The sequence below is a fragment of the Burkholderia sp. WSM2230 genome (assembly GCF_000472445.1).
Classification (GTDB): Bacteria; Pseudomonadota; Gammaproteobacteria; order Burkholderiales; family Burkholderiaceae; genus Paraburkholderia.
Genome location: NZ_AXAJ01000001.1, coordinates 545,316 through 569,195, shown reverse-complemented (window position 1 = coordinate 569,195; position 23,880 = coordinate 545,316). Strand labels below are relative to the sequence as shown.

General features: G+C 61.6%; 21 protein-coding genes and 3 pseudogenes. 16 read left to right on the top strand and 8 right to left on the bottom strand.

Annotation, left to right across the window (positions count from 1 at the left end; genetic code table 11):
• Positions 1-16: 16 nt before the first annotated feature.
• The gene (locus A3AC_RS0102590) at positions 17-1,198 is read right to left on the bottom strand and encodes an isovaleryl-CoA dehydrogenase (RefSeq protein WP_025597015.1); all 1,182 of its coding nucleotides are present in this window, start codon (positions 1,196-1,198) and stop codon (positions 17-19) included.
• Between the two features lie 296 nt (positions 1,199-1,494).
• On the opposite strand from A3AC_RS0102590, the gene A3AC_RS0102585 reads away from it, so the two are divergent.
• Together A3AC_RS0102585 and A3AC_RS0102580 are read left to right on the top strand one after the other, a co-directional pair.
• Positions 1,495-2,250, top strand: coding sequence for a TetR/AcrR family transcriptional regulator (locus A3AC_RS0102585; protein ID WP_025597013.1), 756 nt, complete (start codon positions 1,495-1,497; stop codon positions 2,248-2,250).
• 101 nt (positions 2,251-2,351) lie between these two features.
• On the top strand, positions 2,352-3,209 hold the full coding sequence (locus A3AC_RS0102580) for a DUF72 domain-containing protein (protein ID WP_025597011.1): 858 nt from the start codon (positions 2,352-2,354) through the stop codon (positions 3,207-3,209).
• Positions 3,210-3,539: 330 nt separating this feature from the next.
• Here A3AC_RS0102580 and A3AC_RS0102575 read toward each other — a convergent pair whose 3' ends face one another.
• Together A3AC_RS0102575 and A3AC_RS0102570 are read right to left on the bottom strand one after the other, a co-directional pair.
• The gene (locus A3AC_RS0102575; RefSeq protein ID WP_025597009.1) at positions 3,540-4,301 is read right to left on the bottom strand and encodes a glucose 1-dehydrogenase; all 762 of its coding nucleotides are present in this window, start codon (positions 4,299-4,301) and stop codon (positions 3,540-3,542) included.
• Positions 4,302-4,359: 58 nt separating this feature from the next.
• The gene (locus A3AC_RS0102570) at positions 4,360-5,253 is read right to left on the bottom strand and encodes an alpha/beta fold hydrolase (protein ID WP_025597007.1); all 894 of its coding nucleotides are present in this window, start codon (positions 5,251-5,253) and stop codon (positions 4,360-4,362) included.
• Positions 5,254-5,376: 123 nt separating this feature from the next.
• Here A3AC_RS0102570 and A3AC_RS29775 point away from each other — a divergent pair.
• Positions 5,377-5,523, top strand: a pseudogene (locus tag A3AC_RS29775) (LysR family transcriptional regulator); the annotation flags it as partial.
• A gap of 118 nt (positions 5,524-5,641) precedes the next feature.
• Here the strand turns inward: A3AC_RS29775 and A3AC_RS0102565 are convergent.
• Together A3AC_RS0102565 and A3AC_RS0102560 are read right to left on the bottom strand one after the other, a co-directional pair.
• Positions 5,642-6,574: an MBL fold metallo-hydrolase gene (locus A3AC_RS0102565; protein WP_025597005.1), complete on the bottom strand. Its 933-nt coding sequence runs from the start codon at positions 6,572-6,574 to the stop codon at positions 5,642-5,644.
• Positions 6,575-6,980: 406 nt separating this feature from the next.
• Positions 6,981-7,769 carry a phytanoyl-CoA dioxygenase family protein gene (locus A3AC_RS0102560; RefSeq protein ID WP_025597003.1) on the bottom strand — a complete coding sequence of 263 codons (789 nt, stop codon included), beginning with the start codon at positions 7,767-7,769 and terminating at the stop codon, positions 6,981-6,983.
• Between the two features lie 164 nt (positions 7,770-7,933).
• Between A3AC_RS0102560 and A3AC_RS0102555 the strand changes: the two genes are divergently transcribed.
• The 9 genes and pseudogenes from A3AC_RS0102555 (at position 7,934) to A3AC_RS0102515 (ending at position 16,573) form a co-directional block, all read left to right on the top strand.
• Positions 7,934-9,031 carry a LacI family DNA-binding transcriptional regulator gene (locus tag A3AC_RS0102555; RefSeq protein ID WP_232231880.1) on the top strand — a complete coding sequence of 366 codons (1,098 nt, stop codon included), beginning with the start codon at positions 7,934-7,936 and terminating at the stop codon, positions 9,029-9,031.
• A 94-nt stretch (positions 9,032-9,125) separates the two neighbouring features.
• The gene (locus A3AC_RS0102550; RefSeq protein ID WP_025597000.1) at positions 9,126-10,136 is read left to right on the top strand and encodes an ABC transporter substrate-binding protein; all 1,011 of its coding nucleotides are present in this window, start codon (positions 9,126-9,128) and stop codon (positions 10,134-10,136) included.
• An 81-nt stretch (positions 10,137-10,217) separates the two neighbouring features.
• Positions 10,218-11,780, top strand: coding sequence for a sugar ABC transporter ATP-binding protein (locus A3AC_RS0102545; RefSeq protein WP_025596998.1), 1,563 nt, complete (start codon positions 10,218-10,220; stop codon positions 11,778-11,780).
• Entirely contained in the window at positions 11,770-12,750 is a 981-nt protein-coding gene (locus A3AC_RS0102540) for an ABC transporter permease (protein ID WP_025596996.1), read from the top strand. Before A3AC_RS0102545 ends, A3AC_RS0102540 begins: the two co-directional genes overlap by 11 nt.
• Positions 12,751-12,755: 5 nt before the next feature.
• Positions 12,756-13,712: an ABC transporter permease gene (locus tag A3AC_RS0102535; RefSeq protein ID WP_025596994.1), complete on the top strand. Its 957-nt coding sequence runs from the start codon at positions 12,756-12,758 to the stop codon at positions 13,710-13,712.
• Positions 13,713-13,748: 36 nt separating this feature from the next.
• Positions 13,749-14,058 (top strand): annotated as a pseudogene (locus A3AC_RS29770) (helix-turn-helix domain-containing protein); the annotation flags it as partial.
• A gap of 74 nt (positions 14,059-14,132) precedes the next feature.
• Positions 14,133-14,264: pseudogene (locus A3AC_RS29765) on the top strand (DUF2000 family protein); the annotation flags it as partial.
• A gap of 134 nt (positions 14,265-14,398) precedes the next feature.
• Positions 14,399-14,989, top strand: a complete 591-nt coding sequence (locus A3AC_RS0102520) for a c-type cytochrome (RefSeq protein ID WP_025596991.1) — start codon at positions 14,399-14,401, stop codon at positions 14,987-14,989.
• Positions 14,990-15,454: 465 nt separating this feature from the next.
• A complete protein-coding gene (locus A3AC_RS0102515) occupies positions 15,455-16,573 on the top strand; it encodes a 3-deoxy-7-phosphoheptulonate synthase (protein WP_025596990.1) in 1,119 nt (372 codons plus the stop codon).
• Positions 16,574-16,752: 179 nt separating this feature from the next.
• Here A3AC_RS0102515 and A3AC_RS0102510 read toward each other — a convergent pair whose 3' ends face one another.
• Positions 16,753-17,031 carry an HU family DNA-binding protein gene (locus A3AC_RS0102510; RefSeq protein WP_006049832.1) on the bottom strand — a complete coding sequence of 93 codons (279 nt, stop codon included), beginning with the start codon at positions 17,029-17,031 and terminating at the stop codon, positions 16,753-16,755.
• Between the two features lie 350 nt (positions 17,032-17,381).
• Between A3AC_RS0102510 and A3AC_RS0102505 the strand changes: the two genes are divergently transcribed.
• Positions 17,382-17,765 (top strand): hypothetical protein, encoded by a 384-nt coding sequence (locus A3AC_RS0102505; RefSeq protein ID WP_025596979.1) that lies wholly within the window; start codon positions 17,382-17,384, stop codon positions 17,763-17,765.
• 173 nt (positions 17,766-17,938) lie between these two features.
• Complete coding sequence (locus A3AC_RS0102500) at positions 17,939-19,912, top strand: putative bifunctional diguanylate cyclase/phosphodiesterase (RefSeq protein WP_025596977.1); 1,974 nt, start codon at positions 17,939-17,941, stop codon at positions 19,910-19,912.
• A 19-nt stretch (positions 19,913-19,931) separates the two neighbouring features.
• Here A3AC_RS0102500 and A3AC_RS0102495 read toward each other — a convergent pair whose 3' ends face one another.
• Positions 19,932-20,660 carry a DUF899 family protein gene (locus A3AC_RS0102495; RefSeq protein WP_025596975.1) on the bottom strand — a complete coding sequence of 243 codons (729 nt, stop codon included), beginning with the start codon at positions 20,658-20,660 and terminating at the stop codon, positions 19,932-19,934.
• Between the two features lie 248 nt (positions 20,661-20,908).
• Between A3AC_RS0102495 and A3AC_RS0102490 the strand changes: the two genes are divergently transcribed.
• Together A3AC_RS0102490 and A3AC_RS0102485 are read left to right on the top strand one after the other, a co-directional pair.
• Positions 20,909-21,835 (top strand): LysR substrate-binding domain-containing protein, encoded by a 927-nt coding sequence (locus A3AC_RS0102490; RefSeq protein ID WP_025596973.1) that lies wholly within the window; start codon positions 20,909-20,911, stop codon positions 21,833-21,835.
• A gap of 116 nt (positions 21,836-21,951) precedes the next feature.
• Positions 21,952-23,202, top strand: coding sequence for an MFS transporter (locus A3AC_RS0102485; protein ID WP_025596972.1), 1,251 nt, complete (start codon positions 21,952-21,954; stop codon positions 23,200-23,202).
• Between the two features lie 26 nt (positions 23,203-23,228).
• Here A3AC_RS0102485 and A3AC_RS28955 read toward each other — a convergent pair whose 3' ends face one another.
• Positions 23,229-23,828, bottom strand: coding sequence for a peroxidase-related enzyme (locus A3AC_RS28955; RefSeq protein WP_035474484.1), 600 nt, complete (start codon positions 23,826-23,828; stop codon positions 23,229-23,231).
• Between the last annotated feature and the right edge of the window lie 52 nt (positions 23,829-23,880).

The window sequence follows — 23,880 nt, the reverse complement described above, 5'->3', positions numbered from 1 at the left end:
CTGTTTGTCGCTCGGCTTACATCGTTTCGGCAAAGAGTTCGCGGCCAATCAGCATGCGGCGGATCTCGCTCGTGCCTGCGCCGATTTCATAGAGCTTCGCGTCGCGCCACAGACGTCCAACGGGATACTCGTTGATATAACCATTGCCGCCGAGAATCTGGATTGCTTCGCCGGCCATCCACGTGGCTTTTTCGGCCGTGTAGAGAATCACGCCCGCGCAGTCCTTGCGAACCTGGCGCACGTGTTCCTTGCCGAGCGTGTCCAACTGGCGGCCGACTGCATACAGATACGCGCGGCACGCCTGCAACGTTGTGTACAGATCGGCGACCTTGCCCTGAATCAGCTGGAATTCGCCGATCGACTGGCCGAACTGCTTGCGGTCGTGGATATACGGCACGACCGCGTCCATTACCGCGACCATGATGCCCGTTGGGCCGCCCGCGAGCACTGCGCGTTCGTAGTCGAGCCCGCTCATCAGCACCTTCACGCCGCCGTTCAACTGCCCGAGAATGTTTTCTTCCGGCACTTCGACGTCTTCGAATACGAGTTCGCCCGTATGCGAACCACGCATGCCGAGCTTGTCGAGCTTCTGCGCGACCGAAAAACCCTTCATGCCTTTTTCGACGATAAACGCGGTAATGCCGCGCGAATTCGCTTCGGGGTCGGTCTTCGCGTAGACCACCAGCGTGTCGCAATCCGGACCGTTGGTGATCCACATCTTCGTGCCGTTCAGCACGTAGCGGTCACCCTTTTTGTCCGCGCGCAGCTTCATGCTGACCACGTCCGAGCCGGCGTTCGGCTCGCTCATGGCGAGCGCGCCCACATGTTCGCCGGATACCAGCTTCGGCAAGTACTTCTGCTTTTGCGCCTCCGTGCCGTTGCGATGAATCTGGTTCACGCACAGATTCGAATGTGCGCCGTACGAAAGACCGACCGAGGCCGACGCGCGCGAGATTTCTTCCATCGCGACCATATGCGCGGTGTAGCCCATGTTCGCGCCGCCGTATTCCTCGGAGACCGTCATGCCGAGCACACCCAGATCGCCGAATTTGCGCCACAGGTCCATGGGAAACTGATCTGTGCGATCGACTTCGGCGGCACGCGGCGCGATTTCTTTCGCAGCGAACCCCGCAATGCTGTCGCGCAGCATTTCGATTTCTTCGCCGAGTGGGAATTGCAAGCCGGGCAGGTTGCTCATTGCGGTGTCTCCAGGGTTCATTGACGGCCGGCAGCGGGCTGCCGGCGAATTTTCTTGTGCGGCCAGATGGACTGAAACATGCGAGGCGGCCTCGAGGACCGCGTGCTCAGGCTCAAGAGGAGGCGCGCGACGTTCAAGGCGCATTTCACGCCAGATTTACCTAAGCGTCAATAGGTATTTCTGAGTGTCACTCAGAAACCGGTCAAAGCCGGATAATTGATACCTGTACTGTGATAGCATCGCGGCGAGCACTCCTCGAATACGTCGCCGACCGATAAAATCTGAATCCGACTCATATGACGCCTGATCTCAAGCCCGAACTGCCCGCCTCGCGCCGCCAGCCCGCCGGGCGCAAGTCGCAGCAGCGCGTGAAGGAGATCCTTCAGGCGGGTCGCGACGTGTTCTCGGAAAAGGGCTACGAACGCGCGACGACTGCGGAAATCGCTCAGCGCCTGGGCGTTTCAGAGGCCACCGTCTTCAGCTATTTCCGCGGCAAGCGCGAGCTCTGCGCGCGGGTGATCGGCGACTGGTACGACGAAATCATCGGCGCAATCGAAGCCGGGCTGCCACGCGACGGCACCGTACGCCAGCAGTTCGCCTTCATCGTGCGAACCCATTTGCGGCTCATGCTCGTGAACGGCACCGATCTTTGCGCGCTCGTGCTTTCAGAAGGACGCGCGCGGCATCACGAGTTGAGCGAAGCGCTGACCGAATTGCAGCGCCGCTACACCGCACCGTTGATGCGCGTACTGGCACAAGGCCAGGAAAGCGGCCAGATTCGCGCGGACATGCCGTTGCGCCTCTTGCGCTCGATGGTGTTCGGCCCGATGGAGCACGTGTTGTGGGACGCCACACTCGCCCACCGGCATACCGACATCGACGCAACTGCTGATCAGTTGATCGAAGTACTCTGGGCCGCGCTGACGCCTCCCGATCCCGCAGTTAATGCGTTGCAACAGTTCCGGGCGGAAGTGGCGGAGGCGAACCGGCGTTTCGAGCAAGCCACGCGTGAAGCGGCCACGCGCGCCGCAGAACCGGCGCGCGGCGAATAGCCCGCTTCGTTATGCTTCTCGTAGGCGCAGTCCGGCGCGGGAAAACACGCTAATCTACGGGTCTACCGGTCGCTCAGGCGCAGCCAGAAGGAGGACACGAGGTGGCAGAAACCAAACCCGCAAAAGCCGCGAAATCGTCAACCAGCGCGAACACCACTAGTACCACGAAGACCGGCAACATCAGGATCGGCATAGGCGGCTGGACTTATGCGCCATGGCGCGGCACTTTCTATCCGGAAGATCTCACGCAAAGCCGCGAACTCGAGTATGCGAGCCGACATCTCAGTTCGATTGAAATCAACGGCACTTTCTACGGTTTGCAAAAACCGGCGAGCTATGAAAAGTGGTATCAGGAAACGCCGGAAGATTTCATCTTTTCGCTAAAGGCGCCGCGTTACGCGACAAATCGGAAAGTACTGGCGGACGCCGGCGAGACTATCGAACGTTTTTTCGCGAGCGGCGTGCTGCTGCTCAAACAGAAACTCGGGCCGATCAACTGGCAGTTCGCTCCGACCAAGAAATTCGACGGCGAAGATTTCGAGGCTTTTCTGAAGCTGCTGCCTGCGAGTATCGAGGGCGTCAAGCTTAGACATGCAATCGAAGTTCGCAACGACAGCTTCAGGACGCCGGAATTCATTGCGCTGGCACGCAAGTACAAGGTTGCCGTGGTGCTGGCCGGAGACAGCGCCTACCCGCAAATCGCCGACATTACGGCGCCGTTCGTGTATGCGCGCATCATGGGCACCACCGATAAACAGACCAAGGGTTATTCAGCGAAAGCGCTCGACGCATGGGCTGCTCGTGCACGGGAACTGGCAGCGGGCACGACGCCAGGCGACCTGGAAACATGCGGCGAAGCGCCTGCGAAACCAGCGGTGCGCGACGTTTATCTGTATGTGATCAGCGGCTTCAAGGAACGCAATCCCGCAGCCGCGATGGCATTGATCGAGCGGCTTTGAGCGACCTTGAGCGGCGGCACCGCCGCATTGCCAAGGTGAAACAGCGCCAGCGCGGAGGACAGCAACAGCAGGGGCGGCAAGTGCGCAACTCGCAAAAGCCGCTTGCCTGCTCATGTTCCTGCGCACACGGCGCGCCTGTGCTGGTTCCGGATGCCATGTCGCCGCGAGTGGACCTGCGCGCCTGGCGCGAGATACCGCGCCAGTCCGGCAATTGCATCCGGTGGCATGAGCAACGCCCTTTGTCCGCGGTCCGCAAAGTGGCTTGAGCCGTGACGAAAGCTGCAATCCTTATGTGCTCGAGGTGGCGCCGGTCATTCGCCCGCCGCCTACTTACTTGCCGCCAGTAACATCGAGGAAGGTGCCCGTAACGAACGACGCCTCATCGCTGGCGAGCCACAGGATCGCCCGGGCGACTTCCTCGGGCTGACCGCCCCGTCCCATGGGAATGGACTCCTTGACACGATCCACGCGCCCCGGTTCCCCGCCGCTTGCGTGCATCTCCGTGTAGATGTGACCCGGGCGAATGCAATTGACGCGAATGCCGTCCCGCGCGACTTCCTTCGCGAAGCCGGTCGTAAACGTTTCGATAGCGCCTTTCGATGCAGCGTAATCGACGTATTCGTTTGGACTCCCAAGCCGCGCCGATGCGGACGACACGTTGATCACGACGCCGCCGCGCCCATTGTGCCTATGCGACATGCGCCTCGCCGCCTGTTGCGCGCACAGGATCGGGCCGATCGCATTCACCGCGAAAATGCGCTGCATCCGCTCGAAGTGGAGGTCCTCAACGCGCGCTTGTCGGGCGATGATTGCGGCGTTGTTCACCAGCACATCGATGCGCCCGAACTTCCTGTCGATGGCGGCGAATAGCTGCGCAACCTGCTGCGGGTCCGCGACATCGGCGCGCACCGCCAGGGCCTGGCGGCCGGCGGCTTCCACATCGGCTGCAACGGCACCAGCGGCGGACTCGTTTGCGATAAAGCTGATCGCGACGTTGTACCCTTGCCTGGCAGCCAGGCGCGCGGTCGCCGCGCCGACGCCGCGGCTTCCGCCGGTGACGAGAATCAAGGGGGCCTGCGAAACACTATTCATCCGGATTCCTCATTGGGTGGGCGCACGGTTCCAGCTGAGACTTGGCTTCCCAAGCAGGTCAAGCGGCCAATTCGTGGATGTCCAGGATCGCATCGGCAAAGGCCTCCGGTGCCTCCTGTGGGAGATTGTGGCCGGCGTTCGGAACGGTCCGGTTCTGATGCGAGCCAGTAAAACGCTGCAAGTCGGCCCGTCGTCCTCCTGGGGGCGAAACACCATCGGCGTCGCCTTCCAGCGTAATTGTTGGCACCGTTATCGACGGCATGTTCGCCAAACGGCGCTCGATGTCGTCAAACTGAGGATCGCCAGCAACCAGTCCGAAACGGTGCCGGTACGAGTGAACGACCACCTCGACAAAATCCGGATTGTCGAACGCCGCTGCGGAGCGCGCAAAAGTGTCCTCGTCCACGCGCCAGGTCGGTGACCATAAGGACCACAAGAGACGACAGAATTCGCGACGGTTTTGAGTCAGTCCGGCCCGGCCGCGCTCGCTGTGCAGATAGTACTGATACCACAACCGGTATTCCTTCTCGGGAGCGGCTGGCTGCAACGCAGTGGAGATCTGCTGGATGTTGTAGCCGTTCACCGAAACCAGCCCCCGCGCCCTCGACGGATACAGCGCCGCGACGATGCATGCGGCGCGTCCGCCCCAGTCGTATCCGCCAAGCACGGCGTGGCTTATGTTCAGAGCGTTAAGGAGAGCCAAAAGATCTGCCCCAAGCGCCGCCTGCTGGCCCGAACGAAGTGTTGTCGGCGCGAGAAAACGGGTCGGTCCGAATCCTCGCAGGTAAGGAGCGATCACGCGTGCGCCTCGTGAAGTCAGGCGTGGTGTCACTTCTTCGTATGCGTGGATGTCGTAAGGAAACCCGTGTAGCAGAACGACGACCCATCCATCTGCATCGCCTTGTTCGTCATAGGCGATGTCGAGCAGGCTGCTTTCAATATGTTTAAGCATTAAGCCCTCTTACCTGGCACAAGTCGCCGCGACTTGTTTGCGACGCATGAAGAAGGATATCTATCTTGTCGCGTACCGGCAAGCCAGACAAATTGTCGGGTCGCGTTAGAAAAGCTCTCGCATATGACATGTGTGTTGCCGCCGCTTAACGCCTTACGGGCCTTTGAGGCAGCAGGCCGACCAGGCAGCATCAAGGACGCTGCCGCTGAGCTTCACGCCACTCATGGAGCCGTGAGCCAGCAGGTACGCTTGCTCGAACAGTGGCTTGGCGGCGAGCCTTCCCGCGACTGTGACCGGACTGGCTGTCAGTGTTGTGCACCCACGGCGGTCTTCCGGCCATCAATCGTCAGTGCAATCTATACGACGATGATTGATACTCCCGCATCAATCAGTAGTCCCACACCACCGGCACGAAACGGAAGCCGTCACCGCTCTTTGCAATGTGGCCGATAGAGGGAAACGCGACATGCGCTGCGGCCAGCAGAGCGCCGGTTTGAGCGGCTTCGTTGAGCAGCGCCACACGCACATCCATAGCCTTCTCGGGATCGTGCTCGAAGCCATTTTGCCAGTCGGGATTGTCGAAGTTGACTTCGAAGATGGCGTCGCCCACGAACGTCAGCTTCTCGCCGTTTGATGCGACGTCCACGACGCAGTGCCCCGGCGTGTGGCCACCCGTCACGCGCGCCGACACACCCGCGGCGACTTCCACGGTCTGATCGAACTGCACGATGTTTTCGTTGTAGAGCTTCACGAACTTTGCAGCAGCCTTGCGCAGCGCGGGAGGAACCGTTTCCGGCATTACCGTCTTGCTGAAGTCGGGATTCTTCCAGAACTCCACTTCCGCGGCCGACACGTGAATGCGCACGTCCGGGCGCAGCCTGGCCCTGACGCCATCGACGTTCAGCCCGCCGACGTGATCCATGTGCATATGCGTAATGACGATGTCGGTAATCGCAGCCAGGTCGATGCCGGCCGATTCCAGGCGCCTCACCGACTGACCGGCGCGCGCGAAGTATTCGAAACCGTCGCCTACGCCGGAGTCGATCAGGATCAGGCGTTCGCCGCTGCGCACGAGCGCGATATTCAGCGCCCAGTCGAACATGTCACGTTGCAGGAAGCGACCATCGAACCATTCGTTGCGGTCCGCTTCGCTCACGTTAGTGGACATGGTGGAGGTCGGCAACGGCAGAACGCCATCGCTGATCAGCACGACGTCGACGTCACCCACGCGCACGGCGTAGCGCGAAGGCACGAGTTCTCCTGAGCCCTCTTTGCCGAGGTTGGCAGTAACGGGCTGCACATTGCGGATTGTTTCGCTCATCTAAATAGTCCTCTTGATCAGGTGGAGTAAGCCGCACTGCGCGCGCGGTTCAGGAGCACGACCACGGCCACGAATTGCGCGCGCTTCGTTCTTGTTCGCGTTTCGACCCAGCGCGTCACAGAGTGTAGTTAGCGGGGGCGAACACCAGTAGCATCGCGAACGCCCACACCATGTTGTCCGGGTGACAACAATCGGCGACAGACAGACGAGGAGAGGAAACCGGAGTGACGGGCGTGTTGATGAGCAGTTCGTTTTCGTCCGTGGAGCACCCATCCCACGAACGCCTTTATGCGGCGCTAACACGCCAATTCATATGTAGAGGCCGCGAGCAGCAGGCGCCGCGCGCGGTGACGCGATTCGACCAGCGGTTAGTCTGCGGGCGCCCGAAGACAAAACCGATCGACGCTCAATAGGCGAATTGCCGGTAGTTTTCGTCGAAAGTGCGCGCGGTTTGTTCGACCACCGGATTGAAGCGCAACAGACGGCGAGCGCGCGCAGGAAGTTCGGCGAGCACCTTGCGCGGTACGTCGATATGCACTTCTGGCCGGAAATACCACGCGCGGCTATAGCCGATGACAACCATCGGACGCGGATCGCCGGTAAGGTTCGGGGTGCCGCGATGCAGCCCGCGCACATCGCGGATCATCACGTCGCCGACTTGCATGGCCACGCGCTCGGCCGGAAACCGCTCCGCCTTCAGACCTCCCAGTGCTTCTTCTCGCGATATACGGTGTGTCCCGCGCGTTGTCTCCAGCGGGCCATTGCGATCGTCGACATCGACGAGCGGAAAGTTCACCGCGAGCTGAAAGGACGGCGTTTCGGGCGCGTCGTCGAAAAGCGGCGGCGTATCGCGATGCCAGTCCTGGAACTCGGAACCGAGCACCGGCGTGTCCGTGGCGAGCTGGCACATCACCGGATCGAAGCCCGCCACGCGCTCCACGATGCCGACAATGTCTTCATCGCAGATGATGGCCGGATCTGCAAAAAGGCCCTCGAACGGGAGCGTCACGTAATAGCGGCCAGGGCCGCGATTGCCGTTCGCGTCCGCCTCGACATGGGGCTGGAGCAGCGGCAGAAATGCGTCGCGCCAGGCCTCTATCGTCGCGCGCGGGAAGTGGCCGCGCAACAGCACGAGGCCGTCGCGATTGAACGCATCCGCCAGTGCGTCCCTCGTGCTTTCGTCGTAACGGCCCATGCGCGCATCCTCCGTGTCGATTTGCAAAAAAGAATCGCATGGGCGTGATCGAGTCGTCAATATTATTAGTAATAGTCGGTGGAAACCCCGATCCCATTGGTGCCGGCGCGCGTTGTTGATCGCTAATATTAGTGGTAAGTTTGCTGCACTCCTGCCGCAAGCCTATGAAAAAGACGACCCAACGCCGCCCCACCATGACCGACATCGCGAAGCTCACTGGAGTTTCGCAATCGACGGTTTCGCTCGTGCTCAACAACGCGAGCGGCGCGAAGTTCTCCGACGCGACTCGCGACAAGGTGCTGCGCGCGGCTCAGGAACTCGGCTACCGGATGACGCAGCGCGAACCGAGTGCGCTGCCGTCGTTCGATACGGCGCAGGGCGAACGTAATCTGATCGTTTATCTCGCCGACGAAATCTCGACGAGCCCGCACCCGGTCGTCAGCATCGACGGCGCGCGCGATGCCGCATTCGCGAACGGCCGCATGCTCGCGGTGTATTCGACGCACGGCAACGCCGAGATCGAAGCGCGCGTGCTCGACGCGACGCTCGGCAATCCCAACGTGCTCGGCGTGGTCTACGCGGCCGTGTACACGCGGCGCGTGACGGTGCCCGCGGCGCTCGCCCGCGTGCCGACCGTGCTGCTCAACTGCTATTGCAGCGACGCTAATCTGTCGTCGGTCGTGCCCGCCGAAGTCGCGGGCGGCCACACGGCAACGGACTATCTGCTCGCGGCGGGACATCGGCGGATCGGCTATATCAACGGCGAGCCGTGGCAGGATGCGGCGCGCGATCGTCTGAAGGGTTATCGCACGGCTTTGGCGACGGCTGACCTGCCGTTTGCGCCAGAACTCGTGCGTGAAGGCGATTGGGGCCCGGCGACGGGCTTCGAGGAAACGCTCTCGCTAATGCGCGAGCCGAACCCGCCAACGGCCATTTTCTGCGCTAACGATCTGATGGCGCTCGGCGCAATAGAAGCGCTCAAGCAACTCGGCCTGCGAGTCCCCGACGATGTTTCCGTGCTCGGCTACGACGATCAGGAAATCGCCCGGCACACGCATCCGCCGCTGTCCACCGTCGTGCTGCCGAACTATGAGCTCGGCAAATGGGCTGTCGAAACGCTCTTGCAGGAAGAACACAACCGCGCGGCGGGCGCGCCGGTGCGGCGCCGGACGGTCAAGCTGGACGGGCCGTTGATCGAGCGCGGCTCGGTCAAGGTCATCGCTGAAACGAAGCAACTGGCAATTAATAATATTAACGACTAGCAGGTAGCACGACTCTCGCAGCAGGAAGAAGACCGGGCATCACAAGCATCGGCATTGACAGAAAACAGGCAAACCATCCTTATCGGAGGAAGACATGCTGTCGCTCAAGAAGAAAGCGGGCCTGCGCCCGATTGCTGCATCGTTTCTCGCACTCGCTGCGCTGACCCTCTCCGCCGGCTTCGGCGTCGCGCATGCCGCCGACGACGCCCTGCCGAAAATCCCTAACAAGAAGCCGCTCAAGGTCGGCTTCGCGCAGACGGAAAGCAATAACCCCTGGCGGCTTGCGGAGACGAGAAGCTTCAAGGAAATCGCATCCAAATGCGGCTGGCAGATGGTCATGACCGATGCCAACAGTTCCGCTGCCAAGCAGGTCGCGGATATTCAAAGCATGATTGCGCAGCACGTCGATCTGCTCGTGTTTCCCCCGCGTGAAGAAAAGCCGCTCGTCCCTGTCATCATGCAGGCGAAGAAGGCGGGCATTCCCGTGATTCTCGTCGACCGCAACGTCGACCAGTCGATGGCGAAAGCCGGCAAGGACTACATCACCTTCATCGGTTCGGACTTCATCGACCAGGGGCAGCGCGCTGCGAACTGGCTCGTGAAGGCGACCAACGGCAAGGCGACCATCATCGAGCTGGAAGGCTCGACGGGCGCGTCCGCCGCGAATGATCGCAAGAAAGGCTTCGACGAGGTCATTGCAAAGAATCCCGGCATGAAGATCGTTGCCTCGCAGAGCGGCGATTTCGCGCGCGACAAGGGCCGTCAGGTGATGGAGACGCTGTTGCAGGCGCATCCCGACGCGACCGCCGTCTATGCGCACAACGACGAAATGGCGCTCGGCGCCATCGCCGCGATCAAGGCCGCGGGCAAACAGCCGGGCAAGGACATTCAGATCGTGACCATCGACGGCACCAAGGGCGGCCTCGAGGCCATCAAGGCAGGCGAACTCGGCGCGAGCGTGCAATCGAGCCCGTTCTTCGGCCCGCTCGCATGCGATGTCGCGCAGAAGTACGCGAAAGGCGAAACTGTTCCGCCGTGGGTCAAGGTGTCCGATCGCTTCTATGACAAGAGCAACGTCGACGCGAGCATGCAGTACGGATACTGACCGACGTGTATGCCTTTGCGGGCGCTTTGCTCGAAGCGCCCGCGTTGTCATTTCGACTCTTTCGACGCTGGACGACACACGATGGCTCAGGCTCCGTTGCTCGATATGCAGGACATCGACATCTCCTTCGGCGGTGTCGCCGCGTTAAAACGCGCACGGCTGACCGTGAACGCGGGCGAAGTGCACGCGCTGATCGGTCAGAATGGCGCGGGCAAATCGACGCTCATCAAGATTTTCACCGGTGCGTATCGAAAGAGCGCCGGCACTATTCGCTTTGACGGACGCGAAGTCGATTTCCGCACGCCGAAGGAAGCGCGCGAGGCAGGCATCAGCACGATCTATCAGGAAATCAATCTGGTGCCGTTTCGCTCGGTCGCGGAGAACATATTTCTCGGACGCGAGCCGCGCCGTTTCGGCCTGATCGACTGGAAAACCGTGCAGCGTCGCGCAGCCGAGCTGCTCGAATCGTTCGGCCTGAAGATCGACGTGAAGAAGCCCGTGCGCGAGTATTCGACCGCGATTCAGCAGATGGTCGCGCTGGCGCGCGCCGTGTCGGCGGATGCGAAGATGGTGATCATGGATGAATCGACGTCGTCGCTCGACGAGCGCGAAGTCGAGTTGCTGTTCAGCGTGGTGCGCCGTCTTCGCGATGACGGACGCGCGGTGATCTTCGTCTCGCATCGGCTGGACGAACTGTATGCGCTGTGCGATCGGGTCACCGTGATGCGCGACGGGCAAACCGTCGCCGAAAGCGCGATGCAGGAGATGGACAAGCTCAGGCTCGTCACCACTATGCTCGGGCGCACACTCGCCGCGGTCGTACATGAAGACAGCGCGGTCAAGGAAGCGAACCTGGAGAAGCGCGGCGCCCTCGCTCTGAGTGCGCAAGGACTGGCGGCAGGCGCCAAAGTCGCGGACGTTTCGCTCGATGTTCACGCAGGCGAAGCCGTTGGTCTCGCGGGGCTGCTCGGCTCTGGCCGCACGGAAACAATGCGGCTGCTCTTCGGCGCGGACCGTCCGGTCCAGGGCAAACTTTCGATGAATGGCGAGACCGTCGCATGGAAGTCGCCGAAAGATGCGATCGCGCATGGCATCGCGTATCTGACGGAAGACCGCAAGGCCGAGGGCATCGTGCCGGAGCTGTCCGTGCGTGACAACCTCACGCTCGTGTGCCTGCCGGCGCTCACGAAACGCGGCGTGGTGGATGTCGCGCGACAGAAAGAAATCGTCGATGGGTTCATCGAGTCGCTCGGCATCAAGCTGCGCTCGGCCGATCAGCCGATCCGCGAACTCTCGGGCGGCAATCAGCAGAAGGTGCTGCTAGCGAGGTGGCTGGCCACGCATCCACGTCTGCTATTGCTCGATGAGCCGACGCGCGGCATCGATGTGGGCGCGAAGGCGGACGTCGCGAAGATCGTGCGCGAACTGCGCGATGCGGGACTGGCGGTGCTGCTGTCGGCGTCGGAACTCGAAGAACTGACTGCCGTCGCGGACCGTGCGGTGGTCATCCGCGATGGACAGACCGTCGCACAGCTTGACGGCGCGCAGATGAACGAAGCCTCGATCATGGATGCAATCGCCTACGGCGCAGGCGAGCAGTCGACGCTCGCTGAAGCGGTGGAGGAAGCGAAACATGATCGATGACACGCAACGCGCCGCGCCCATCGTCCACACGCCGATGAAGCGAAAACGCGGCGTCGCGATCCAGCGCGAAATCGTCGTGCTCGTCGCGATGATTGTGTTCAATCTGCTTTTCACGCAGCACTTCGTGTCGCTGCAGACCTTCAACGTCAATCTCACGCAGGTCGTGACGATCGTCATCGTCGGCATCGGCATGACACTGGTGGTGGCGACAGGCGGCATCGATCTGTCCGTGGGCGCGTCGATGGCGATTGCCGGCGCGCTCGCGCCCATGCTCTTCATGAACATCGCGGGCCCGCTCGGCATCGCGCTCGCCTTCACGCTGCCGGTCATCGCGGCCGCGCTGTGCGGCGTATTCAATGGCCTGCTGGTCACGCGGCTTCGCGTACAGCCCATTGTCGCTACGCTGGTGCTGTTCATCGCTGGGCGCGGCATCGCGCAGGTCGTCACGGACGGCAGCCTGCAGGCATTCACCAACCCGGCGTTTCAATGGATCGCGCTCGGCAAGGTTGCGGGCGTGCCCTTCCAGATTCTCTTGATGCTCGCGCTCGTCGCCGTCTTCGCGTGGATCGTGCGCAAGACGCTGTTCGGCAAATATCTGCTGGTGACAGGCGGCAACGAGGATGCGGCGTATCTCTCCGGCATTCCGACCGCGCGCGTGAAGATGATCGCCTACACCGTCTGTGCGGCGCTCGCGGGGCTCGCCGGTCTGATTTCGATTTCGGTGAATTCCTCGTCGGATGCGAACGTGATCGGTCTCGGCGTCGAGCTGGACGCGATTGCGGCGGTGGCCGTCGGCGGCACCGCGCTGACGGGTGGCAAGGCGTACATCACCGGCACGTTGATCGGTGCGCTCATCATCCAGTTGCTGCGCTATACGTTGCTTGCGCACGGCATTCCTGACGCGGCGGCATTAGTGCTGAAGGCGGCGATCATCATCGTCGCGGTGTATGTGCAACGTAAGCGAGGCTGATGTACATGAAAAAGAATTTGCCCATCGTCATCGCACTCGCTGCCCTGCTCGTGCTCGGCGTCACGCGCTACGACCACTTCGCCGACGCCTACAACGTCCTTTCTTTCTGGCGATACAACTCCATGTTCCTGCTGATTTCGATCGGCATGGCGTTCGTCATTATCACGGGCGGGATCGATCTTTCGGTCGGCACGGTTGCGGCGCTCGCAAGCGTGGTGTCGGCGTTGGCGAGTCCGCATGGCGGCGTGGCGGCGGTGCTGGCAGGTTCGTTCGCCGGGCTTGCTGTCGGCCTGTTGAACGGGCTTGTCATTACACGCATGCGCATTCTGCCGTTCATCGTGACACTTGCGACGAGCCTCGGCGCGCATGGCCTCGCGCTGCTGCTCGGTCACAACGATGCTGTCGGCATCGCCTCGGATTCGAGCTTCGCGGGCTTCGGACAAGGCGATCTGTTCGGCTTGCCGATTCCGGGCATCGTGTCGGCGATCGCCGCGGTCCTCGGCTGGATCGCGCTGCGCTCGGCGCGCTTCGGACGACATGCGCTGGCTATCGGCGGCAGCGAGGAAGCGTCGCGGCTCATGGGGCTCAACGTCGACCGCACGCTGGTTGCGGTCTATGCGGTAAGCGGTTTGCTTGCAGGCATTGCCGGCAGCATTCTCGCCGCACAGTTCGGTGCGGGGCAGCCTAACGAAGGTGTCGGTTGGGAGCTGTTCGCCATCTCGGCGGTTGTGCTGGGCGGCACGCGACTGACGGGCGGCGAAGGTTCGATTGCCATGACCATCGCGGGCGTCGCGCTGCTCGCGCTTGTGTTGAATCTGCTCAACTTCGAGAACGGGCTGGGGTATATCAGCTTGTCGGCTTACTGGCAGTCGGTGATTCGGGGGATGTTCCTGCTGCTTGTCATTGTGCTGCAGGCGCGGGTTCTGAACCGCAATCGCGGCGCGGTGAAACTCGCGCACTGACAATCTTTAGCGCAACGTCGACTGTCTCAATGCGGCCGTCATCTGCTCTTCGAGCGCATGGACCACGACATCGGACGGGACGAACTCGCCGATCTTGCCGGGATCGACCGTTTTTAGCTGACGCGTCGCTTCCAGCGAGCGTTCGGGGCGTCGCCGCACGCGTACCTGGTGCGCCTGCGCCTGCGCCTGCGCGCCGCGCGCAAGTTGCTGGCCACCGGCCGCGCGCCTGCTGGTCGCGGCGGAAGTCGGATTTGCGGACCAGAGCCATCTCGGCCGCTGGTTCCGCCGCGCTTACCGGATGACGCCGGCGGCCTACCGGCGTATATGCACAAACGTTCCAGACTGATTGCTGCGCGTCGTCGATCATGAGCGTTTCTAAAGGAGCAATCATGTTCGAGACGAGAGTGCGATGTCTTCGACGGGCACGACGCGGCAAATCGCGAGGTCTTCCGTGCTGAGAACGTAGACAATCCCGACCTCGTGGGGCTCGCCGTGCTTGGCCAGAAAAAAGCCGTGGACAAGGCCGTGAAAGGTTTGCCACTGCATGGCTGAGCGATCGTCGTTCGTGCACGTCGGGGCGCCTGCCGCTTGTCGGCAGATGACGAATCGGTAATCCACGCGTCACTTCCCGGCAAGCAGGGCCGTGGAGAATTCAAGTTCCACAAACGCTGCGCGGTACAAACATCATGATGTTTCTTCGTACCAGAATCGCGACTGTTGTCGCGACCGTTGTGGCGCTCTTCGTTGTGCTCGGCGCCGCAGGTTTGGCCTTCATATACTCCGGGGTGTATGACGTCTCGGCAAGCTCCAGAGACAACCCGATCGTAGCGAAGCTGCTGCATGGAACATACGAGGCCTCGTTGCATCGGCATGCAGGATCCGACGTCGCGCCTGGCGACTTGCTGTCGTTCGAAAACATTCGTTCAGGTGCGCGAATGTATGACGCCAGCTGTGCCCTCTGCCACGGTGCGCCTGACCGGCCACCAAGTGCCGTTGGACAGGGCATCCAGCCCGCTGCGCCCTCGCTCCTGTCCGAGAGCCGTCGGAATAAGCCCGAGCTGATGTTCTGGACGATCAAGCATGGCGTGAATATGACCGCTATGCCTTCGTTCGGCAAGACGCAGTCGGACGACGCGATCTGGCAAGTTGCAGCGTTCATTTACGCCGCACGCGGGATATCGGGTGATAAATACGACCTGCTCGTACATGGCAACGCTCAAACTGACAGCACGGCCGCATCTCTGAAGAGCCTGATACCAGCGCCTGATAAACACTGACGAAGCTGCTCCGAAATGCACACCCGCCTGGCTGAATGTCTCTCCTCGGTCCACTCCATGATGCGCGTTGTCATCGCTCTGCAGTTTGCAGTGCAGTTGACCGCCTGTTCAACAGCACCATCAACCCATTCAGTGTCGGTCGAGCCGACTACGAGCAGTGAGATCGTCGATTACGCGGGCCACGTATGCGGCAATCAAAGCATGCATGTAAAGATGCCCCTATGCCTTTTTCCTCGCGAGATCACGCAAATGGCCACGGAACGCTCGCAAGCCGGGTAGAACAAAGCTCACACGGCCAGTCCAAAGCGCATGTGGAAAGGCCTCAGGCGTAACCAGCCATGGCCTCAGCCCCCCGTTTCCGCGTTGCGGCGCGCGAATGTCATAATCCCGGCAGCGCATCGCACGCAACGACACCCACATTCAGGCCGCGAGGCCAGCTCACATCGACAAGTCCGGGAGAATACCTTGAGCGCCATCGACAATCCTCTGCACGACCAGGAAGTCGGCTCGGCCGACGCCACCCAGGACACCACGCGCATCGACGACGTGCGCATCGGCGCAGTGCGCCCGCTGATTTCCCCTGCCCTGCTGCAGGACGAACTGCCGGTGCCGCCTGCGGTGCAATCGCTGGTGGAACAAACCCGCGTGGAAATCGCGGACATTCTGCACGAGCGCGACGACCGGCTCGTGATGATCGTCGGGCCCTGCTCGATTCACGACCACGACCAGGCAATCGACTACGCGCACAAACTGAAAGCCGCCGCGGACGCGTACAAAGACGATCTGCTGATCATCATGCGCGTGTACTTCGAAAAGCCGCGCACCACGGTGGGCTGGAAAGGCTATATCAACGATCCGCGTCTGGACGGCAGCTTCCGCATCAACGAGGGCTTGCGTCTCGCACGGCAATTGCTGCTCGACATCAACGGACTCGGCCTGCCCACCGCGACGGAATTTCTCGACCTGCTGAGCCCCCAATACATCGCGGATCTCATTGCCTGGGGCGCGATCGGTGCGCGCACAACCGAAAGCCAGAGTCACCGGCAACTGGCTTCGGGCCTCAGTTGTCCGATCGGTTTCAAGAACGGCACCGACGGCGGCGTGCAGATCGCCGCAGACGCGATCGTCGCGGCGCGCGCGAGCCATGCGTTCATGGGCATGACGAAAATGGGCATGGCCGCGATCTTCGAAACGCGCGGCAACGACGACGCCCACGTGATTCTGCGCGGCGGCAAGAAAGGGCCGAACTACGACAGCGCTTCCGTGGCGGCAACCTGTGCTGCGCTCAAAGCAGCGGGGTTGCGCGAACAGGTGATGATCGACTGCTCGCACGCGAACTCGGGCAAATCACATCTGCGTCAACTGGAGGTGGTTCAGGATCTCGCGCAGCAACTGTCCGCGCGCGAGCGCCGCATTATTGGCGTGATGCTTGAAAGTCATCTGGAAGAAGGCCGTCAGGATCTGAAGGCCGGGGAGCCGCTGCGTTACGGCGTGTCCATTACCGACGCCTGCGTAAGCTGGGCGCAAACCGAACCGGTGCTGGAGACACTCGCCGAGGCAACCCGCAAACGCCGCGCAGGCTGATTGCGGACGCGGCTTCGTTGCGCCAGGCGAGGCTCGCGTGAAGCCGGCACACGCGCCGCGCCATCCGCCGATGAGTACTTCTTATCGGGGCTGGGCAGCGCGTGATTCTTCACACCCGAGGCATCGCTCGCAGCGCCATCACGGCGCAGTGCGGACGCTCCGGCGTGAAGCGCGTTGCATTACGACGCGTTGACCGCTTCCTTGAACGCCTTGCCTGCGGTGAACTTCACCGTCTTGGCTGCGGCGATCTGGATTTCGGCGCCCGTCGACGGATTGCGGCCCACGCGTGCTGCGCGCGCGCCGGTCGAGAAAGAACCGAAACCGACCAGTTGCACCGTATCGCCACCGACCACGGCTTTGGTTACCGCTTCAACGATAGCGTCGATGGTTTGGCCAGTGGCCGCTTTGCTTTCGCCCGTCGCTGCGGCGACTGCATCAATCAGTTCCTGTTTGTTCATAGCACTTCCCGTATGGTAATCATGGAACCGGCGCTACATCTGTCGCGCCGGGACCGACACACTAACGCATCCGCGCGCATTCGCGCAAACCCCGCGTGTAAGCCTTGTTTCACCCGCCCACCGGGGATTTGACGATTTTTTGCGGCAAAGTGCCATAAGAATCGCGCGCTTACGCGTTTCTGCCGCTGGAGCTGCGCAGACCTCGCATCACAATCCGTTGCAATTTCAGGGCTTTAGCGCGGGCTCAAGCGCTCTCGCCGCACTTTTTGACAATGTCATCGCGCCACCAGCGCCCCGCGGCATTCGCCTTGCGGCGCGCGGAATAAGCCAGCAAGTTGGAGAAAGAAAAAATGAAATTTCGCCATATTGCAACAGGTGCGCTGCTCGGCGGGCTCTTCTGCGCGAGTGTTTCGGCCGATGAAAGCGCTTGTGCGACGCTCGCGGGCGCCGGCAATCCGGGCACGCCGCAGGCTTTTCAGGTACGCGACGGCGAGCCGGTCGACCTGATAAGCGGGGCAAAAACGGTGCACGGCAAGCTGCTTGTATTCGGCGAAAACGGCATGTTTCGCGTGTACTGGCAAGCAGAAGACAGCGCGGAAAAATATGTTCTCGCGAGTGCCGGGGACAATGCCGTGCGGCTCGTTTCCACTCCGCCGCAAGGCAACCCCGCTGCTCATGGCGAACCGGGAACGACGCTCGGCCCGTTGCGCGTGCTGTCCTGTCCCAAGCTCTGAGCGCCCGTCCAAACGTCAAAGTTACTGAAAACGAGCGCGAAAGAGCGTTGCCGCCGCTCAATACCGGTCGTTATTACCGCGCGGTGCGAGCGCCGCGTCTAATGCGCTCAAGGTCCGAGCCGTCCTGCCGATATATCTGGCTGCGTATGCAGCGCAAACGTTAAAGGACAGGAATGGTTGCGATAGCCAGATTCAGGGAAGCGTTGTCTGTTGCCGAAGGAGACCCCGAACTCGTGCGTTCGCAGGTCCAGGCGTTCGGCCGCCAGATTCCTCTTCTCTACTTCATCCTGATCGTCAATACGATGGCCGTCATGGCCACGCATCTGCATAGCGCGCCGGCGTGGATGTCGGTCTACCTTCCCGCCACGCTTTGCACGTTGTGCGTGGTTCGATGCGTACACTGGTGGCGCGGCCGTAATCGCGTGCTGACTCACGAGAAAGCGGTACCCGAGCTGCGCAAACTGATCTGGGTGGCCGGCATTTTCGGCGTGGCGTTCACCGCCTGGTCGCTGATGCTGCTGCCCTACGGCACGCCGTACGAACAGGCGCAGGTAACGTTCTATATGGCGACGACCGTCGTGGGCTGCGTATTTTGCCTCATGCATCTGCGCGTGGCCGCGTTGCTTCTGCTATCCATCGTTATCCTTAGCTTTTCGACGTTTCTTGTCTTCACAGGATCGCCGGTTTTCATCGCGATGGCCGTCGATATGTCGCTCGTCGGACTCGCGCTCGCGTTCATCATCGAACTGTATTACCGGTCGTTTGCCGGCGTCGTGCATACGCAGCGCGATCTGCGAGCGAGTCAGGAGAAAACCCAAAGGCTCAGCGACGAGAACTTTCGCCTTGCCAGCATCGACAGCCTGACGGATCTACCCAACCGCCGCAGCTTTTTCGCCTCGCTGCGGGCGCTGTCCGAGCAGGCCCTCGCTACGGGCGGCGGCTTCAATGTGGGCCTCATCGATCTGGACGGCTTCAAACAGGTCAACGATATTTACGGCCATGCGAGCGGCGACCTCGTGCTGCAAGAAGTCGGCGCGCGGCTGCTGGCGCTCGCGGAGCCCGGAATCTTCTTCGCGCGGCTCGGCGGCGACGAGTTCGGCGTGCTCGCGCAAGACCGTCAATCCAGAGACGCACTGCTCGAATTGGGCCAGCGCATTTGCGATTCGCTCAGTCAGCCGTATCGCCTTGCGGGCAATATCGCGGAACTGTCGGGGACGATCGGATGGGCCGCGTTCCCCGATGCGGGCAAGACCGTCACTCAGGTGTTCGAACGCGCGGACGCCGCAATGTATGTCGGCAAGGAAAGCCGCCGCGGCACGGCAGTGATCTTCTCGACCGAACACGAAACGCGCATTCGCCGCTCGAGCCTCGTCACGCAGGAACTACGCCACGCCGATCTCGAATCCGAGCTATTTCTCGAGTTCCAACCTATTTCGGACGTCGTGACCCGACGAACAATCGGCCTTGAAGCACTTGGGCGATGGCATAGTCCGCGGCTCGGCGCAGTCAAGCCCGAAGAATTCATTCGCATTGCGGAGCGCACCGAGATCATTCTTCGGATTACTGAAGTACTGTTGCACAAGGCACTCACCGAAGTCCCACACTGGCCGGCGGAACTCTATCTGTCGTTCAACCTCTCCGCCATCGACATTTCTACGTCGGCACGCGCGCGCCGCCTGATCGACATTGTCGCTGCGAGCGGCGTGCCGCCGCATCGCGTGTCGTTCGAAATCACGGAGACCGCGCTCACGCGCGATTTCGAGCAGGCCCGCTCTGCGCTCACCATGATCAAGGAGGCAGGCTGCCGCGTGTCGCTCGACGATTTCGGCACCGGTTATTCGAGCCTCAGTTACGTGCACCGCCTGCCGTTCGATTCGATCAAGATCGACCGCAGTTTCATGACTGATGTGGATTCAAACAGCGCGTCGAAGAAGATCGTCAAATCGGTGCTGGATCTGTGCAGAAACCTCGGGCTCGAATGCGTGGTCGAGGGGCTCGAGACCTCGTCGCAAGCTGAAGTGGTGAAGGCATTGGGAGCTCGCGCGGTGCAGGGCTATCTGTTCAGCCCGCCCATGCGTTCGGGCGCCGTCTGCGGCTATTTGCAAGCCGCGTTCGAGCAAAGTCAGGCGAACGACACACCGCGCTGAGCGCGGCGCAGCGAGCGGGCTAACGCGGCGCAGCGTCGTACTCGAGCTTCGGATACCAGTCGGTCCCGCGACCGCCCGGCGTCATATCGAGCACGGTCCACAGCGGCATCAGGTCAGGTGCGCCGCGCGGATCCTGGCCAGGGTCGGCTGTCCACGCGCCCATTTCCGCGGCCCAGAAGTGACGCACCGTGCCGCCGGATCGCGTGAACACGTTGAGCGCAGGAACGTCGTCTCCGTCCGGATCTTCGCCCGCATAGTCGCGATTGAAGGTGTTTCCTGCCGACGAATAGAGCCGCAAATACCGCCAGCCGCGCTCTTTCGCGAAGGCGGCGAGCTTCTCTATCGGCGAACGGGCGATCACCGCGAATGCGACGCGCTGCAGCATGTCGGGCATTTCGCCGTCGTAGGCACTCAGCAGCGAAGTACACATGGGGCAAGGCCGCTCGCGCGTTGGACCGAACATCCAGTTATAGGTGACGAGCGTGTCGTGAGTCCCGAACATGTCCGTCAATGTCACGGGCCCCTCCTCTCCTTCGAAACGATAATCCTCCGGCACTACGCCACCCGGCGGCAACGCGCGGCGCTGTGCGGCGACGCATTCGATATGGCGGCGCAATTCGATTTCTTCAGCCAGCAAGTCGTTGCGTGCCCGGCGATATTCGGCGCTTTCGCCGGGAAAACGGCGCGGCAAATCGGCTAGTTCGCGAGCCGGCTTGAGTGTCGATGCGTCCTGGTTCAGTTGGGTCATTTACTATCTCCTGTCGACGAGAAGGACAAGTGGGCGCTTCGAGCATGCTCGAAGCCGCCTATGCATACGACGATCGAGCCCGCGGTGAATCGACATCTACAGCGAGCAGTTTCTCGCATGTCGTCCGATTCAGCCTTTGCGCACTGCAATGAAAACCGCCGGCAAATGAGCGGTACGTCGCGGTATGCTGTCGCGAAACCGCACGCACGGTGCTTCGCGCGCGCGGCGCCGTCATACGAGGATGCAACATGCCGCTACGTCTGCCGCCTTTGCCCGCGCTCCGTTTTTTCGAAGCAGCGGGCAGGCATCAAAGTTTCAAGCTCGCCGCCGCGGAACTGAATGTCACGCCGAGTGCCGTGAGTCACGGTATTGTCGGTCTGGAAGAAGCGCTGGGCGTCGAACTCTTCGTACGCGAGCCGCGCGGCATTTCATTGACCGCGACCGGCGCCGACTATCTGTCGTATGTTTCAGAAGCGTTCTCGCTGATCGCTATCGGCACGCAGCGTCTGCCGAATCATCGTGCGAACCGCCCGATTGCGCTCAGTTGTGCGCCCACGTTCGCATCGCGCTGGTTGCTGCCGCGTTTGCAGGGTTTCAGGGCGCGTTGGCCCAATGTCGATGTGAGCGTCGACACTTCGCATCGGCAGGTCGGTTTTCCAGTGGATGGATTCGATTTCGCCATTCGACTGAGCCGCGCGCCGGTTGCGGGCACGGCATGGACGCGGCTCTTTGGAGAAGAGCTCGTACCGGTATGCAGTCCGGCTTATCTGGAGTCGCTGCGTGACGAGCACGGCACGCCGTTACTGCACAACGCGACGCTGATTCACGTGAACGCCGCGAGCGAAGACTGGCAGGCGTGGCTCGAAGCGACCGGCACTGACAAGGTGAATCCGCACGACGGCTTGCGTGTCGACACGATCCAGCTCGCATTCGAAGCCGCCAGCATGGGACTCGGCGTTGCACTCGGCCGCAGACCGCTGGTGAATCGCGACCTCGAAAGCGGTGCGCTCGTCGCAGCGGCTTTCGACACGGTCGACTCGGCTACCGCATATTGGCTCGTCAGCGCAGAGGATGCTGAGCGCCGCCCGGAATTGGTCGGCTTCAGGCAATGGATACTCGCCGAGGCCGCGCAAGTTTCTTGCGATACGAGCGCCAATACAGACGCACCGCAATAGCCGCCATCGGCACGTCAATCATTGAACAGGTGAGCCGCGCTCACCTGTCGTCGAAAACTTTTCTTTTGCCGCTTCTGATACTCGCTGCGACCATTGTGCGCAAGGAGATCAGAACCATGTCGACCACCAGCAGCAAGCGCTTTGCGCCCGCCTTCAATCACACGACACTCGTCATTCTCGCTGCCGCACTCATTCTCAGCGCAGCAATGGGAATCCGGCAAACCTTCGGGCTCTTCATCGGGCCGTTTTCATTCGATCGAGGTTTGCCTGTCACGCTCATCGCATTCGCAATTGCACTGCACAATCTCGTGTGGGGCTTCGCGCAACCGTTCGCGGGCGCGGCTGCGGACCGCTACGGCTCGGCGCCGGTGGTCGCGTTCGGCGCCACTACGTTTGCGGCGGGCCTCACGCTCTCCGCGACCGCGCCGAGCGGCCCCTTCCTGATAGTCGGTATGGGCTTGCTGGTAGGCATCGGCGTGAGCTGCACCACATTCGGCGTCGTATTGCCGGCGGTTGGCCGCGTGGCGTCGCCGGAAAAGCGCAGTATGGCGATGGGCCTTGTCAGCGCCGGCGGCTCCGCCGGGCAGGTATTGATGGTCCCGCTCGTGCAAGGAATCAGGCTCAATGCGGGCATTGCGACGTCGCTCTTCGTACTTGCTTTCGTGATGCTGATGGTGGCACCGCTCGGCATGGTGCTGGACCGGCGCGCGCATACGGCAACGCCACGGCATGAACCGCCCGTTGCACCGTTGCGTGCGGTGCTCGCGCAAGCCGCGCGGCATCGCGGTTACCGGCTACTCACGCTCGGCTTTTTTACCTGCGGGTTTCAGCTTGCATTCATCGCTACGCATCTGCCGGGTTATCTGTCGCTGTGCCATATGCCGGTCGGGCTCGGCGCAACTGCACTCGCGTTGATCGGCCTGTTCAACATGGTGGGCAGTTGGGCTTGCGGCTGGTTGGGCGGCCGCTTCCGGCAGCATTACGTGCTTGGCTGGCTGTATCTGATTCGCAGCGTGACGATTGGCGCCTTCTTTCTCCTGCCGAAAAGCGCGGTGACGGTGGTTATATTTGCCGCCGTAATGGGTCTGACGTGGCTCGGCACTGTTCCTCTGACAAGCGGGCTCGTTGCGAAAGTATTCGGCACGCGGCATCTTGGCAGCCTGTTCGGCGTCTGCTTTCTGAGCCATCAGATCGGTTCTTTTCTCGGCGCGTGGCTAGGCGGCGTGGTATTCGATCTGACGGGATCGTATTCGCTGCTGTGGCAGGCAACCGTGGCGAGTGGACTTATCGCGGCGCTACTGCACTTTCCAATTGATGACAGCACCTTGCATGCGCCTGCATTGCTGTCCGAACCTGCGGGTGCGTGAACCGCACCGCGAAAATATGCCTATTTTTACGGGGTATCGGATGCGGCCTTGGGTACGCGCCCCATCAAATAGAACTCGTCGTTGGGACGCATTGAAATCACATTGGCCATGCGATTCGACAAGCCGAAAAATGCTGTGATTGCAGCAATGTCCCAGATGTCTTCGTCAGAAAAGCCATGTTCGCGCAAGCCCTGGAAGTCGGCTTCGTCGACGTTGCCCGATTCGCGGCAGACCTTCAATGCGAAGTCGAGCATCGCTTTTTGCCGGGCCGTGATGTCGGCCTTGCGGTGATTGACGGCGACCTGATCCGCCAGTAGCGGCGCCTTTTCGTAGATACGCAGGATCGCGCCGTGCGCCACTACGCAATAGAGGCAATCGTTTACTGCGCTCGTTGCCACGACGATCATCTCGCGTTCGCCCTTCGTGAGGCCGCCCTCTTTGAGCATCAACGCGTCGTGGTAGGCAAAGAACGCGCGAAACTCATCCGGCCGATGTGCGAGCGTCAGAAACACATTTGGCACGAAGCCGGCTTTCTGCTGTACTTCGAGGATACGTGCGCTGATGTCGTCGGGCCATTCGCTCGGGTCGGGCACCGGATAGCGGCTGATCGGCTGAAGAGTTGCCATGCTGTGTCTCCGTTATAGCGCGATATGTCATGATGATTGTAGCGCTCGTGGC

Coding starts and splice junctions, on each gene's coding strand:
- A3AC_RS0102590 (WP_025597015.1), bottom strand. CDS start 1,198: ATGAGCAACCTGCCCGGCTTGCAATTCCCACTCGGCGAAGAAATCGAA.
- A3AC_RS0102585 (WP_025597013.1), top strand. CDS start 1,495: ATGACGCCTGATCTCAAGCCCGAACTGCCCGCCTCGCGCCGCCAGCCC.
- A3AC_RS0102575 (WP_025597009.1), bottom strand. CDS start 4,301: ATGAATAGTGTTTCGCAGGCCCCCTTGATTCTCGTCACCGGCGGAAGC.
- A3AC_RS0102570 (WP_025597007.1), bottom strand. CDS start 5,253: ATGCTTAAACATATTGAAAGCAGCCTGCTCGACATCGCCTATGACGAA.
- A3AC_RS0102565 (WP_025597005.1), bottom strand. CDS start 6,574: ATGAGCGAAACAATCCGCAATGTGCAGCCCGTTACTGCCAACCTCGGC.
- A3AC_RS0102560 (WP_025597003.1), bottom strand. CDS start 7,769: ATGGGCCGTTACGACGAAAGCACGAGGGACGCACTGGCGGATGCGTTC.
- A3AC_RS0102555 (WP_232231880.1), top strand. CDS start 7,934: ATGAAAAAGACGACCCAACGCCGCCCCACCATGACCGACATCGCGAAG.
- A3AC_RS0102550 (WP_025597000.1), top strand. CDS start 9,126: ATGCTGTCGCTCAAGAAGAAAGCGGGCCTGCGCCCGATTGCTGCATCG.
- A3AC_RS0102545 (WP_025596998.1), top strand. CDS start 10,218: ATGGCTCAGGCTCCGTTGCTCGATATGCAGGACATCGACATCTCCTTC.
- A3AC_RS0102540 (WP_025596996.1), top strand. CDS start 11,770: ATGATCGATGACACGCAACGCGCCGCGCCCATCGTCCACACGCCGATG.
- A3AC_RS0102535 (WP_025596994.1), top strand. CDS start 12,756: ATGAAAAAGAATTTGCCCATCGTCATCGCACTCGCTGCCCTGCTCGTG.
- A3AC_RS0102520 (WP_025596991.1), top strand. CDS start 14,399: ATGATGTTTCTTCGTACCAGAATCGCGACTGTTGTCGCGACCGTTGTG.
- A3AC_RS0102510 (WP_006049832.1), bottom strand. CDS start 17,031: ATGAACAAACAGGAACTGATTGATGCAGTCGCCGCAGCGACGGGCGAA.
- A3AC_RS0102505 (WP_025596979.1), top strand. CDS start 17,382: ATGAAATTTCGCCATATTGCAACAGGTGCGCTGCTCGGCGGGCTCTTC.
- A3AC_RS0102500 (WP_025596977.1), top strand. CDS start 17,939: ATGGTTGCGATAGCCAGATTCAGGGAAGCGTTGTCTGTTGCCGAAGGA.
- A3AC_RS0102495 (WP_025596975.1), bottom strand. CDS start 20,660: ATGACCCAACTGAACCAGGACGCATCGACACTCAAGCCGGCTCGCGAA.
- A3AC_RS0102490 (WP_025596973.1), top strand. CDS start 20,909: ATGCCGCTACGTCTGCCGCCTTTGCCCGCGCTCCGTTTTTTCGAAGCA.
- A3AC_RS0102485 (WP_025596972.1), top strand. CDS start 21,952: ATGTCGACCACCAGCAGCAAGCGCTTTGCGCCCGCCTTCAATCACACG.
- A3AC_RS28955 (WP_035474484.1), bottom strand. CDS start 23,828: ATGGCAACTCTTCAGCCGATCAGCCGCTATCCGGTGCCCGACCCGAGC.